This is a genomic window from Streptomyces chrestomyceticus JCM 4735 (assembly GCF_003865135.1).
In the GTDB taxonomy this organism is placed as follows: Bacteria; Actinomycetota; Actinomycetes; order Streptomycetales; family Streptomycetaceae; genus Streptomyces; species Streptomyces chrestomyceticus.
Genome location: NZ_BHZC01000001.1, coordinates 2,153,133 through 2,165,956, shown reverse-complemented (window position 1 = coordinate 2,165,956; position 12,824 = coordinate 2,153,133). Strand labels below are relative to the sequence as shown.

General features: G+C 70.8%; 9 protein-coding genes. 6 read left to right on the top strand and 3 right to left on the bottom strand.

Annotation, left to right across the window (positions count from 1 at the left end):
• The first annotated feature begins 110 nt into the window (after window positions 1-110).
• The 5 genes from EJG53_RS08975 (at window position 111) to EJG53_RS08950 (ending at window position 8,299) form a co-directional block, all read left to right on the top strand.
• Window positions 111-1,220, top strand: coding sequence for a substrate-binding domain-containing protein (locus EJG53_RS08975; RefSeq protein WP_125044414.1), 1,110 nt, complete (start codon window positions 111-113; stop codon window positions 1,218-1,220).
• Between the two features lie 85 nt (window positions 1,221-1,305).
• Window positions 1,306-2,094, top strand: coding sequence for an ATP-binding cassette domain-containing protein (locus EJG53_RS08970; protein WP_125044413.1), 789 nt, complete (start codon window positions 1,306-1,308; stop codon window positions 2,092-2,094).
• The gene (locus tag EJG53_RS08965; protein ID WP_125044412.1) at window positions 2,091-3,377 is read left to right on the top strand and encodes a sugar ABC transporter permease; all 1,287 of its coding nucleotides are present in this window, start codon (window positions 2,091-2,093) and stop codon (window positions 3,375-3,377) included. Before EJG53_RS08970 ends, EJG53_RS08965 begins: the two co-directional genes overlap by 4 nt.
• A 1,014-nt stretch (window positions 3,378-4,391) precedes the next feature.
• Window positions 4,392-6,362 (top strand): 1-deoxy-D-xylulose-5-phosphate synthase, encoded by a 1,971-nt coding sequence (gene dxs, locus EJG53_RS08955; RefSeq protein ID WP_125044411.1) that lies wholly within the window; start codon window positions 4,392-4,394, stop codon window positions 6,360-6,362.
• 371 nt (window positions 6,363-6,733) lie between these two features.
• Complete coding sequence (locus EJG53_RS08950; RefSeq protein ID WP_244955059.1) at window positions 6,734-8,299, top strand: amino acid permease; 1,566 nt, start codon at window positions 6,734-6,736, stop codon at window positions 8,297-8,299.
• A 24-nt stretch (window positions 8,300-8,323) separates the two neighbouring features.
• Here the strand turns inward: EJG53_RS08950 and EJG53_RS08945 are convergent, their stop codons facing one another.
• Complete coding sequence (locus tag EJG53_RS08945; RefSeq protein ID WP_125044410.1) at window positions 8,324-8,722, bottom strand: NYN domain-containing protein; 399 nt, start codon at window positions 8,720-8,722, stop codon at window positions 8,324-8,326.
• Window positions 8,723-8,802: 80 nt separating this feature from the next.
• Between EJG53_RS08945 and EJG53_RS08940 the strand changes: the two genes are divergently transcribed.
• A complete protein-coding gene (locus tag EJG53_RS08940; protein WP_125044409.1) occupies window positions 8,803-9,327 on the top strand; it encodes an NUDIX hydrolase in 525 nt (174 codons plus the stop codon).
• Between the two features lie 42 nt (window positions 9,328-9,369).
• Here EJG53_RS08940 and EJG53_RS08935 read toward each other — a convergent pair whose 3' ends face one another.
• The gene (locus tag EJG53_RS08935; RefSeq protein WP_125044408.1) at window positions 9,370-11,496 is read right to left on the bottom strand and encodes a 3-hydroxyacyl-CoA dehydrogenase NAD-binding domain-containing protein; all 2,127 of its coding nucleotides are present in this window, start codon (window positions 11,494-11,496) and stop codon (window positions 9,370-9,372) included.
• The gene (locus EJG53_RS08930) at window positions 11,493-12,713 is read right to left on the bottom strand and encodes a thiolase family protein (RefSeq protein WP_125044407.1); all 1,221 of its coding nucleotides are present in this window, start codon (window positions 12,711-12,713) and stop codon (window positions 11,493-11,495) included. Before EJG53_RS08930 ends, EJG53_RS08935 begins: the two co-directional genes overlap by 4 nt.
• Window positions 12,714-12,824: the final 111 nt, after the last annotated feature.

Below are 12,824 nucleotides of genomic sequence, written 5' to 3'. Positions count from 1 at the left end.
GCACCGTTGTCATCTCGTTAAGTATTTACTCCTTGACGGTCTGCGAGCGGCCGAGTTGACTTCCAGCCACCTCGGCCGCAACGACGCGGCCTCGTCAGGGAGGTTTCACCGTGAACTCGCACCTGCGTCGTGCCGCCGTGGCCGCGGCCGCCGTCTCGATGGCCGCCGGACTCGCCGCCTGCGGCTCCGCCAAGGAGGCCGGCGGCGACTCGGACGCCAAGAAGGACAAGAAGGGGCCGCTGACCATCGGCCTCCTGCTGCCCGAGAACCAGACCGCGCGATACGAGCGGTTCGACAAGCCGCTGATAGAGAAGAAGATCCGCGAGCTGGCGGGCAAGGACACCGAGATCCTCTACGACAACGCCAAGCAGGACCCCGCCGTCCAGCAGCAGCAGGTCGACACGATGATCACCAAGAAGGTCGACGCGCTGATCCTGGACGCGGTGGACGCCAAGTCCATCGCCGCCTCGGTCAAGAAGGCGAACGACAAGGGCATCCCCGTCGTCGCCTACGACCGGCTGGCCGAGGGCCCGATCAAGGCGTACACCTCCGTGGACAACGAGCGGGTCGGCAAGATCCAGGGCGAGTCGCTCCTCAAGGAGCTGGGCGACAAGGTCGGCCAGGGCGAGATCGTCATGATGAACGGGTCGATCACCGACCCGAACGCCAAGATGTACAAGGACGGCGCGCACTCCGTGCTGGACGGCAAGGTGAAGATCGGCAAGGAGTACGACACCAAGGAGTGGAAGCCGGAGAACGCCAACGAGAACATGAAGGGCGCCATCTCCTCGCTCGGCAAGGACAAGATCATCGGCGTCTACTCCGCCAACGACGGCATGGCGGGCGGCATCATCACCGCCCTCAAGAGCGCCGGGTTCACCAAGCTCCCGCCGGTCACCGGCCAGGACGCCGAACTCTCCGCCGTCCAGCGCATCCTCAGCGACGAGCAGTTCATGAGCGTCTACAAGCCGTACAAGCCGGAGGCCGACGCCGCCGCCTCGATGGCCGTCGCGCTCGCCCAGGGCAAGAAGCTGGACTCGGTCGCCAAGACCACCGTCGACAGCGCCACCGAGAAGAAGGTGCCGTCCGTCATCGTGACGCCCTTCGCGCTCACCAAGGCCGATATTTCGAAGTATGTCGGCCAGGAGGGCTTCTTCACCAAGGCCGAGATCTGCACCGCCAAGTTCCAGTCCGCCTGCGCCCAGGCCGGCCTGAAGTAAGCCTGCCGTCCGCCCGGCCCCGCCGCCCGTCCACCGGGCGCCGCGGGCCGGACGGCGCATCCCCGCCGGTCAGGCGGCGAAGGAGATGATTCACGTGTCCGCTACGCCCGTGCTGGCGTTGCGCGGGATCTCCAAGCGGTTCGGTGCCGTTCAGGCGCTCACCGATGTCGAACTGGAGATCCACCCCGGCGAGGTCGTCGCCCTGGTCGGCGACAACGGCGCCGGCAAGTCCACCCTCGTCAAGACGATCGCCGGCGTCGGACCCGCCGACGACGGCGTCATCGAGTGGGAGGGCCGCCCGGTCACCGTCGACCGGCCGCACACCGCCCAGGAACTGGGCATCGCGACCGTCTACCAGGACCTCGCGCTCTGCGACAACCTCGATGTCGTGGGCAACCTCTTCCTCGGCCGCGAGATCGTGCGCGCCGGGGTGCTGGACGAGGTCGAGATGGAGCGCCGCGCCCGCGAGCTGCTCGCCACCCTCGCCATCCGCATCCCGAGCGTGCGCATCCCCATCGCCTCGCTCTCCGGCGGCCAGCGGCAGACCGTCGCCATCGCCCGCTCCCTGCTCGGCGAGCCCAAGGTCGTCATCCTCGACGAGCCCACCGCGGCGCTCGGTGTGGAGCAGACCGCCCAGGTCCTCGACCTCGTGGAACGGCTGCGGGAGCGCGGTCTCGGCACCATCCTCATCAGCCACAACATGGCCGACGTCAAGGCCGTCGCGGACCGGGTCGCGGTGCTGCGGCTGGGCCGGAACAACGGCACCTTCGACGTCCGCAGCACCAGTCAGGAAGAGATCATCTCCGCCATCACCGGCGCCACGGACAATGCCGTGACCCGGCGCAAGGCCCGCACCGCGGAGGCCAAGAAGTGACCACCAACCTGTCCAGGGCCGGCGACGAGCCGGTCGACGCGGCGCCCGCGGCCGAGGGTGCCGTCACCGCCGTGGACCCGCGGCTGCTCGTCCGCCAGCAGGGCTTCAAGGGCTACCTCGACGAGTTCCGGCGCAAGACGCGCAGCGGTGAACTGGGCTCGCTGCCGGTCGTCGTCGGCCTCATCGTCATCGGCATCGTCTTCCAGCTCCAGGACGCGGCCTTCCTCGGCGCCGAGAACCTCTCGAACCTGTTCGTGACGGCGGCTGGCACCGGACTGATCGCCGTCGGCATCGTCTTCGTGCTGATCCTCGGCGAGATCGACCTGTCCGTCGGCTCGGTCAGCGGCCTGGCCGCCGCGGTCTTCGCCGTCCTCAACATCAACAACGGCATGCCGGAATGGCTCGCCCTGATCCTGGCCGTCCTCACCGGTACCGTGGCCGGTGCCCTGCACGGCTTCTTCTTCGCCCGGATCGGGGTGCCCGCCTTCGTCGTCACCCTCGCCGGGCTGCTTGGCTGGAACGGCCTGATGCTCCAGGTGCTCGGCTCCAACGGCACCATCAACCTGGACGACAGCGGCCTCGTCGCGAAGCTGACCAACTTCTACTTCACCGACGTGGCCGCCGCGTACGGCCTGGCGACGGTCGCCGTCCTGGCCTTCCTCGGCCTCTCCCTCCTGGACTCCCGCCGCCGCGAGGCCGCGGGCGTCCCGAGCCGGCCGCTGAGCGAGACCGTGCTGCGTACGGTGGTCCTGGCCGTCCCCGCCTATCTGGTGGCGTGGCTGCTGAACCAGTACAAGGGCCTGCCGCTCGCGGTCGTGATCTTCCTCGGCGTCGTCGTCGCCCTCGACTTCGTGCTGCGGCGTACCCGGTACGGGCGGCAGATCTTCGCCCTCGGCGGCAGCGTCGAGGCGGCCCGTCGCGCGGGCATCAACGTGGCGTTCATCCGGATCTCGGTCTTCTCCCTGGCCGGCACGATGGCCGCGGTCGGCGGAATGTTCCTGGCCTCCCAGATCAACGCCGCGAACCAGTCCTCGGGCGCGGGCAGCCTCCTGATGAACGCGATCGCCGCCGCGGTCATCGGCGGTACGAGCCTGTTCGGCGGCCGCGGCAAGACCTGGTCCGCGCTCCTGGGCGTCCTGGTCATCCAGTCCATCGCCTCGGGGATGGCACTGCTGGGCATCGCCTCGGCCGTCCAGTTCATGATCACCGGAGCCGTCCTGCTGGCGGCCGTGGTCATCGACTCCGTCTCCCGCAAGACGCAGAAGACGGCCGGCCGGGCGTAGCCGTCGTTCCCGCTTTCCGTCGCATCGGGAAAGCTGGGGCGGGTGACCAGGGAGCAGTCGAGCCGGGGCACGGACCGCAAGTCCGAGCCCCGGCAGGGACATGACGGTATGCCGGGGACCGTAGCCGGGCCCGGCGGAGCGGTGCGCCCGTCGTCCCGGGCCGTCCCGCACGCCAGGTCCGTACCGGGGCTGTCCAGTTCGCGTGCCGGCCGGTTGGAACGCTCGTCCCGCTCCCGGCAGGTGACGCTCTGCGAATCGTCGAGAAGAGCGACGCCTTCGGGGGTACCCGAAGGGCCCATCACCGCGGTGAACGACCCGCGGCCGAAGGCACAGTGCACACCGCGCAGGGCGGAAACCTTGTTGTTGCCGCGGCCGTACAGCCTGGCCACCGCGCTGAGTGTCACGGCCTGCTCGACGCCGACGACGGAGGCGGGACGACGGACCCGGCCCGACGCCGCTTGCTGGGCCAGGGGCCGATGTACGAGAGCTCCAGCTCCAAGGCATTCGGGCACATCGTGATGGGTTGTTCTGATGACGGCCGGCCCCGGATCACTTGCCGTGCGGGCCCTGCGCAGGCCGGCCACGCAGGCGGACGGGTTCCGTAGCGGCGGGCTCATGGCCGGCACCTGTGGCCTCTGCGGCGCCCTGCGGCACGCCGGGCAGGTTACGCAGAGTAACCGTGGTGGCGCCGCGGTGGCCGTTCCGTGAGCGACGGTTCGCAGGCCGCCCGGGCGGGCCCGGGAGGGCCGTCAGAGCGCCGGCCACCCCCGTTCGCGGGGTCGGATACGCGCCTGAGGGCAGGTTTTCGGTCGAAGGTCGTGCCCGCCGGGGGAGCAGAGCCGCATAACGGCCATCCGCGTGACATACATCGCACGGCCCGTTCTCCGCCGTCGCAAGCGGAACATTAGACTCGGCGGATCGGCAAGCTCGACCAGCCAGAGCCAGCTACAAACAGGCGAAGCTGCACCAAGCGGCACGAATCGCTCGAACCAGCTCGACAGCAAGGAGGCACGGGTGGCGCTGCTGACCCGTATCAAGGGACCGCGCGATCTGGACCGACTCGGACCGGAGCAGCTGGAACAGCTGGCGGGGGAGATCCGTACCTTCCTCGTCGACGCCGTCTCCAAGACCGGCGGGCACCTCGGACCCAACCTCGGCGTGGTCGAGCTGACCATCGCCCTGCACCGGGTCTTCGAGTCCCCGAAGGACAAGGTGCTGTGGGACACCGGGCACCAGTCCTACGTCCACAAGCTGCTCACCGGCCGGCAGGACTTCTCGAAGCTGAAGATGAAGGGCGGCCTGTCCGGCTACCCCTCGCAGGCCGAGTCCGAGCACGACGTCATCGAGAACAGCCACGCCTCCACCGTGCTGGGCTGGGCCGACGGCCTGGCCAAGGCCAACGAGGTGCTGCGCAAAAACGATCATGTCGTGGCGGTCATCGGGGACGGCGCGCTGACCGGCGGCATGGCCTGGGAGGCGCTGAACAACATCGCGACGGCCAAGGACCGCCCCCTGGTCATCGTCGTCAACGACAACGAGCGCTCCTACGCGCCCACCATCGGCGGCCTCGCCAACCACCTCGCCACCCTGCGCACCACCGACGGCTACGAGCGCTTCCTCGCCCGCGGCAAGGACCTGCTGGAGCGCACCCCGGTCGTCGGCCGGCCGCTGTACGAGACGCTGCACGGCGCCAAGAAGGGCCTGAAGGACTTCATCGCGCCGCAGGGCATGTTCGAGGACCTGGGGCTGAAGTACGTCGGGCCGATCGACGGCCACGACATCGAGGCCCTGGAGTCGGCGCTGCAGCGCGCCAAGCGCTTCGGCGGCCCGGTCATCGTGCACTGCCTCACCGAGAAGGGCCGCGGCTACCAGCCCGCCCTCCAGGACGAGGCGGACCGCTTCCACGCCGTCGGCAAGATCCACCCCGACACGGGCCTGCCGATCGCCTCCTCCGGCGCCGACTGGACCTCCGTCTTCGGCGAGGAGATGGTCGAGCTCGGCCGTGAGCGCCCCGACATCGTCGCGATCACGGCCGCCATGCTGCAGCCGGTCGGCCTGGACAAGTTCGCCAAGGCGTTCCCGGACCGGGTCTACGACGTCGGCATCGCCGAGCAGCACGGCGCGGTGTCCGCCGCCGGCCTGGCCACCGGCGGCCTGCACCCGGTCTTCGCGGTCTACGCCACCTTCCTCAACCGCGCCTTCGACCAGGTTCTGATGGACGTGGCGCTGCACAAGTGCGGCGTCACCTTCGTCCTGGACCGGGCCGGTGTCACCGGCACCGACGGCGCGTCGCACAACGGCATGTGGGACATGTCGATCCTCCAGGTCGTGCCCGGCCTGCGGATCGCGGCCCCGCGCGACGCCGACCAGGTCCGCGCCCAGCTCCGCGAGGCCGTCGACGTCGACGACGCCCCGACCGTGGTGCGCTACTCCAAGGGCGCGGTCGGCCCGGCCGTGCAGGCCGTGGGCCGGGTGGGCGGCATGGACGTGCTGCGCGAGCCCGGCGAGGGCGTCGAGCGGCCCGACGTGCTGCTGGTGTCGGTGGGCGCGCTGGCGCCGATGTGCCTGGAGATCGCCGACCTGCTCGACAAGCAGGGCATCTCGACGACGGTGGTGGACCCGCGCTGGGTCAAGCCGGTCGACGCGGCGCTGCCGGGCCTCGCCGACGCGCACCGCGTCGTGGTCACGGTCGAGGACAACAGCCGCTCCGGCGGTGTCGGCTCCGCGGTCGCGCAGGCGCTGCGGGACGCGGGCGTGGACGTGCCGCTGCGGGACTTCGGTATCCCCGAGCGGTTCCTCGACCACGCCTCGCGCAAGGAGATCCTGGCCGAGATCGGGCTCACCGCGCCGGACATCGCCCGGCAGGTGACCGGCCTGGTCTCCAAGATCGACGGCCGCTACGAGGACACCGACCGGTCCGTGGACGCGGCGGAGTCCGTGGCCGCCGCGGACGGCGCCGGGCGCGCCGAGGCCGCCCGCGACTGACGGCGGCCACCGCCGACGGGAGGAGGAACCGGCGCGGCCGGTTCCTCCTGTGGGGGATGCGCGCGGGTCCCGTGGACACGTCCCCACGAACGGCTGACCGCTCGTACCGGCCGTTCACCGGACGAACACACGACGCCCAAGGCGGCACAAACCCGGCGCGCAACTCTGCACAAACATCGCTGAACGGTCATACGATGGGCCGGTGGGCCACCCGAACGGGTGCAACCACCGGCCCGTCGGCATATCCACCCGTCCGTACCATCGGGTGAATCCCCGCCGCGTACAGGCCCGCCGCACCGTACTCGTCCCGACCATTGCGCAGACTCGGTCAGTTCACGAGTCGCGACGGTCGTCCAGGCGGAGGTTGGCCCATGAGCAGTACCCAGCGGGGCACGGGAAGCGGACCGGAGCGCGGCGGCGGTGGCGCGGACCCCGCCCGGGGGCGCCGCGACGGCCTGTTCCGGACCAAGACGGTCGAGGAGTCGATCCGGGACACCGAGGAGCCGGAGCACGCGCTCAAGAAGTCCCTGTCCGCCCTCGACCTGACGGTCTTCGGCGTCGGTGTGGTCATCGGCACCGGCATCTTCGTCCTCACCGGCAAGATCGCCAAGGAGACGGCGGGCCCGGCCGTCGCCCTCTCCTTCGTCGTCGCCGGCCTGGTCTGCGCGCTGGCCGCGCTCTGCTACGCGGAGTTCGCCTCGACCGTGCCGGTCGCCGGCTCCGCGTACACCTTCTCGTACGCCTCGCTCGGCGAGCTGCCCGCCTGGATCATCGGCTGGGACCTGGTGCTGGAGCTGGCGCTGGGCTGCGCGGTGGTCGCCGTCGGCTGGTCCGGCTACGTCCGCTCGCTGCTGGACACCGCCGGGGTCCACCTGCCGCGAGGACTGTCCGGCACGCACGAGGGCACCTTCGGCTTCGACCTGCTCGCCTGCGTCCTGGTCCTCGTCCTGACGGCGATCCTCGTCGTCGGCATGAAGCTGTCGTCCCGCGTGACCTCGGTGATCGTCGGTATCAAGGTCACCGTCGTGCTGCTCGTCATCATCGCGGGCGCCTTCTTCATCACCGGCGCCAACTACGAGCCGTTCATCCCGCCGAGCCGGGCCACCGAGGGCGGCGACGGCCTCGCGGCGCCGCTGTCCCAGCTCGTCTTCGGCTTCACCCCGGCCGACTTCGGCGTGATGGGCGTCTTCGCGGCCGCCGCGGTCGTCTTCTTCGCCTTCATCGGCTTCGACATCGTGGCCACCGCCGCCGAGGAGACCCGGCTGCCGCAGCGCGACGTACCGCGCGGCATCCTCGGTTCGCTCGCCATCTGCACGGTGCTGTACGTGGCCGTGTCGATCGTCGTCACCGGCATGCAGAAGTACAGCGAACTGTCCACGGACGCCCCGCTCGCCGACGCCTTCAAGTCCGTCGGGCACCCGTTCTGGGCCGGGCTGATCAGCTTCGGCGCCGCCGTCGGCCTGACCTCGGTCTGCATGATCCTGCTGCTCGGCCAGAGCCGGGTCTTCTTCGCGATGAGCCGCGACGGCCTGCTGCCGAAGCTGTTCTCGCAGGTCCACCCGCGCTTCGGCACCCCGTACCGCTCGACCGTCGCGCTGGGCGCCGTGGTCGCCGTCGTCGCCGGGTTCACCTCGATCGACGAACTCGCCGAACTGGTCAACATCGGCACCCTGTTCGCCTTCGTCGTGGTCGCGCTCGGCGTCGTCATCCTGCGCCGTTCCCGGCCGGACCTGCCCCGCTCCTTCCGTACACCGCTGGTGCCGTTCGTCCCGGCCCTGTCGGTCCTGGCCTCGCTGTGGCTGATGCTCAACCTGCCCGCGGAGACCTGGCTGCGGTTCGGGGTGTGGATGCTGATCGGCTTCGTCGTGTACTTCGCGTACGGGCGTGGCCACAGCCGGATGAACGGGCGGGCGGACGGGCGGACGGGTCGCGGGTGAGGCCGGGTGGCGGGCCGGGTTCCGTCAGCCGCCGTGCCCGGGCCGGACGGTACGCGGCCCGGCCACCTGGGCCCCCAACGCCGCCACGCGCGCCCGCAGCCCGCGGTCGGCGGTGACGACCACGCAGTCCGGGCCCCGGTCCGCCTCCCGCACCAGTTCCACGATGCGGTCGTCCCCGCTGCCCGGCGCCTCGACCACCTCCACACCGGGTACGGGTGCCACGCCCCGGGCCGCGCCCTCGACGACGAGGACCAGCTCGACGGGCGGTCCGCCGGGTTCGAGCCCGGGGAGTCCGTGCCCGTCGGCCGCCCGGCCCGCCAGTGCGTCCCGCAGCCGTTCGGCCGCCGCGCGGCGGTCGCGCCACCAGCCGTCGGGCACCGACCCGATCACGTTGGCCGCGTCCACGACCACCAGAGTGCTCATGGGTCCAGCGTGGCACGGGGGACCCAGGGACGCGGAGAAACCCTTTGTCGCGCGACGCGGCCGCGGCCTACGCTGCCCGGATGCCCGAAACCACCACGCCGCCGCAGGCCGCCGCTCCCGTACGCCGTTCCGCCCGCGTTCTGCTCCTCGGGACGGACGACAGTCTGCTGCTCTTCCGCGGCCACCTCGACCCCGCCCGCCCCGACGCCGGGCACTGCTGGTTCACCCCCGGCGGCAGCGTGGCCGACGGGGAGTCGCTGCGCGAGACAGCGGCGCGGGAGCTGGCGGAGGAGACCGGGCTGCGGCTCGCGCCGGAGGCGCTGGGGCCGCTGGTCGCCCGTACCTCCGGATACGCGGAACTACCCTGGGCGAGCGGCCTGTTCGAGGACGTCTTCTTCCTGCACCACGTCGCGCCGTACCCGGTCGACACCAGCGGTTTCAAGGAACACGAGACCGCCTCCGTCACGGGGCACCGCTGGTGGCCCGTGGACGAACTGGCGACGACGGCCGAGACCGTCTTCCCGTACGGGCTGCCGCCGCTGCTCGCCGACGTACGTGACGGCCGGACGCCGACCGCACCCGTACAACTGCCCTGGCACCACTGAGAACAGCGGTACCAGGGCAGCCGGTGAAACGGTTGTCCTGCCTTACGCGGGCACGCTCGCGATGCCCGGGGCCAGGAACTTCTTGCCGTTGACGCGCTCCGAGACGCCCGCACGGTCCAGGTACGGCGTGATACCGCCCAGGTGGAAGGGCCAGCCGGCGCCGGTGATCAGGCACAGGTCGATGTCCTGCGCCTCGGCGACGACACCCTCGTCCAGCATCAGGCCGATCTCCTGCGCCACGGCGTCCAGGACGCGGTCCCGCACCTGCTCCTCGGTCAGCACCGTGTCGCCCTGCTTGAGCAGCGCCTTGACCTCCGGGTCCAGCTCCGGCTTGCCGGAGTCGTACACGTAGAAGCCGCGCTTGCCCGCCTTGACCACGGCGGCCAGGTTCGGCGAGACGGTGAAGCGGTCCGGGAAGGCGCCGTGCAGCGTCTCGGAGACGTGCAGGCCGATCGCCGGGCCGACCAGCTCCAGCAGCACCAGCGGCGACATCGGCAGACCGAGCGGCTCGACGGCCTTCTCGGCGGTCTCGACGGGGGTGCCCTCGTCGATGACGTTCTGGATCTCGCCCATGAAGCGGGTCAGGATGCGGTTGACCACGAACGCCGGGGCGTCCTTGACCAGCACGGCGGTCTTCTTCAGCGACTTGGCGACGGAGAAGGCGGTGGCCAGCGACGCGTCGTCGGTCTTCTCCGCGCGCACGATCTCCAGCAGCGGCAGGATCGCGACCGGGTTGAAGAAGTGGAAGCCCACGACCCGCTCGGGGTGCTTGAGCTTGGACGCCATCTCGGTGACCGAGAGGGACGAGGTGTTGGTGGCGAGCACGGCGTGCTCCGGCACGACCGCCTCGACCTCGGCGAACACCTGCTGCTTGACGCCCATCTCCTCGAAGACGGCCTCGATGACGAAGTCCGCGTCGCCGAACGCGGCGGCCTTGTCGAGGTGGCCGCTGACCAGGCCCTTGAGGCGGTTGGCCTTGTCCTGGTTGACGCGGCCCTTCAGGAGCAGCTTGTCGATCTCGCCGTGGACGTACTCCACGCCCTTGTCGATCCGCGCCTGGTCGATGTCGGTCAGCACGACCGGCACCTCCAGGCGGCGCGCGAACAGCAGCGCGAGCTGGGAGGCCATCAGGCCCGCGCCGACCACGCCCACCTTGGTGACCGGGCGCGCGAGGGACTTGTCCGGGGCACCGGCGGGACGCTTGGCGCGCTTCTGCACCAGGTTGAACGAGTAGATGCCGCTGCGCAGCTCGCCGCCCATGATCAGGTCGGCGAGGGCTTGGTCCTCGGCGTCGAAGCCCTGGCGCAGGTCGCCGTTCTTGGCGGCGGCGATGATGTCCAGCGCGCGGTACGCGGCCGGGGCGGCGCCGTGCACCTTGCTGTCCGCGATGCCCTTGCCGCGCTGCACGGCCTGGTCCCACGCCTCGCCGCGGTCGACGTCGGCCCGTACGACCTCGGTGTCGCCCTTGAGGACCGAGGCGGTCCACAGCAGCGACTGCTCCAGGAAGTCCGCGCCCTCGAAGATCGCGTCGGCGATGCCCAGGTCGTAGACCTGCTGACCCTTGAGCTGCTTGTTCTGGTTGAGCGAGTTCTCGATGATCACCGAGACCGCGCGGTCGGCGCCGATCAGGTTCGGCAGCAGGACGCAGCCGCCCCAGCCGGGCACCAGGCCGAGGAAGACCTCGGGCAGCGAGAAGGCGGGCAGCGCCTTGGAGACGGTGCGGTACGTGCAGTGCAGACCGACCTCGACGCCGCCGCCCATCGCGGCACCGTTGTAGTAGGCGAAGGTCGGCACGGCCAGGCCGGACAGCCGCTTGAAGACGTCGTGGCCGCCCTTGCCGATGGCCAGCGCGTCCTCGTGCCGCTTGAGCAGCTCGACGCCCTTGAGGTCGGCGCCGACGGCGAAGATGAACGGCTTGCCGGTGACACCGACGCCGACGATCTTGCCGTCCGCGGCCTCCGCCTCGACCTGGTCGATCGCGGCGTTCAGGTTCGCCAGCGACTGCGGGCCGAAGGTGGTCGGCTTGGTGTGGTCCAGGCCGTTGTCCAGCGTGATCAGCGCGAAGGTGCCGGCCCCGGGCAGCTCCAGGTGCCGTACGTGCGCCTGGGTGACGACCTCGTCCGGGAACAGCTCGGCCGCGCCCTTCAGCAGTTCTGTCGTGGTGCTCACTTGCCTGCTCCCTCGAAGTGCGGGTTCTCCCAGATGACCGTGCCGCCCATGCCGAAGCCGACGCACATGGTCGTGATGCCGTAGCGGACCTGCGGCTGCTCCTCGAACTGCCGCGCGAGCTGCGTCATCAGCCGTACGCCGGAGGAGGCGAGGGGGTGGCCGTAGGCGATCGCGCCGCCGTACTGGTTGACGCGCGGGTCGTCGTCCGCGATGCCGTAGTGGTCCAGCAGCGACAGCACCTGGACGGCGAACGCCTCGTTGATCTCGAAGAGGCCGATGTCGTCGATGGTCAGGCCCGCCTTGGCGAGGGCCTTCTCGGTCGCCGGGACCGGGCCGATGCCCATGACCTCGGGCTCCACGCCCGCGAAGGCGTAGTCCACCAGGCGCATCTTGACCGGCAGGCCCAGCTCGCGGGCCACGTCCTCGGCGGCGATCAGCGAGGCGGTGGCGCCGTCGTTGAGACCGGCCGCGTTGCCCGCGGTGACCCGGCCGTGCGGACGGAACGGCGTCTTGAGGCCCGCCAGGTTCTCCAGCGTGGTGCCGGGCCGCATCGGCTCGTCGGCGGTGACCAGGCCCCAGCCGGTCTCGCCGGCCTCGGCGTTGGTGCGGCGCACCGAGATCGGCACCAGGTCGGCCTGGATCTTGCCGTCGGCGTACGCCTTGGCGGCCTTCTCCTGGCTGCGCACGGCGTACTCGTCGGCGCGCTGCTTGGTGAGGTGCGGCAGGCGGTCGTGCAGGTTCTCCGCCGTCATGCCCATGAAGAGGGCGGACTGGTCGACCAGCTTCTCGCTGACGAAGCGCGGGTTGGGGTCGACGCCCTCGCCCATGGGGTGGCGGCCCATGTGCTCGACGCCGCCGGCCACCGCGATGTCGTACGCACCGAAGGAGACGCCGCCGGCGATGCTCGTCACGGCGGTCATGGCACCGGCGCACATCCGGTCCACGGAGAAGCCGGGGACGGACTGCGGGAGGCCGGCCAGGATGCCGGCGGTACGGCCCAGGGTCAGGCCCTGGTCGCCGATCTGGGTCGTGGCGGCGAGGGCGACCTCGTCGATCCGGGCCGGGTCGAGGTCCGGGTTGCGGCGCAGCAGCTCCCGGATGCACTTGACGACCAGGTCGTCGGCGCGGGTCTCGTGGTAGATGCCCTTCGGGCCCGCCTTGCCGAACGGGGTGCGGACGCCGTCGACGAAGACGACGTCCCTAGCGGTACGAGGCACGTTGGCTCTCCTCCAGGTGCGGGATGGCACTGCTGCGGGCGCGCCCGGAGGCGCGTCACGCCCCTCATGCTACTTGCGGGTAACCGGGCTGCCCAGCCCCTCCGGGGTAAG

Coding starts and splice junctions, on each gene's coding strand:
- EJG53_RS08945 (WP_125044410.1), bottom strand. CDS start 8,722: ATGAGCACTCTGGTGGTCGTGGACGCGGCCAACGTGATCGGGTCGGTG.
- EJG53_RS08940 (WP_125044409.1), top strand. CDS start 8,803: ATGCCCGAAACCACCACGCCGCCGCAGGCCGCCGCTCCCGTACGCCGT.
- EJG53_RS08950 (WP_244955059.1), top strand. CDS start 6,734: ATGAGCAGTACCCAGCGGGGCACGGGAAGCGGACCGGAGCGCGGCGGC.
- EJG53_RS08970 (WP_125044413.1), top strand. CDS start 1,306: ATGATTCACGTGTCCGCTACGCCCGTGCTGGCGTTGCGCGGGATCTCC.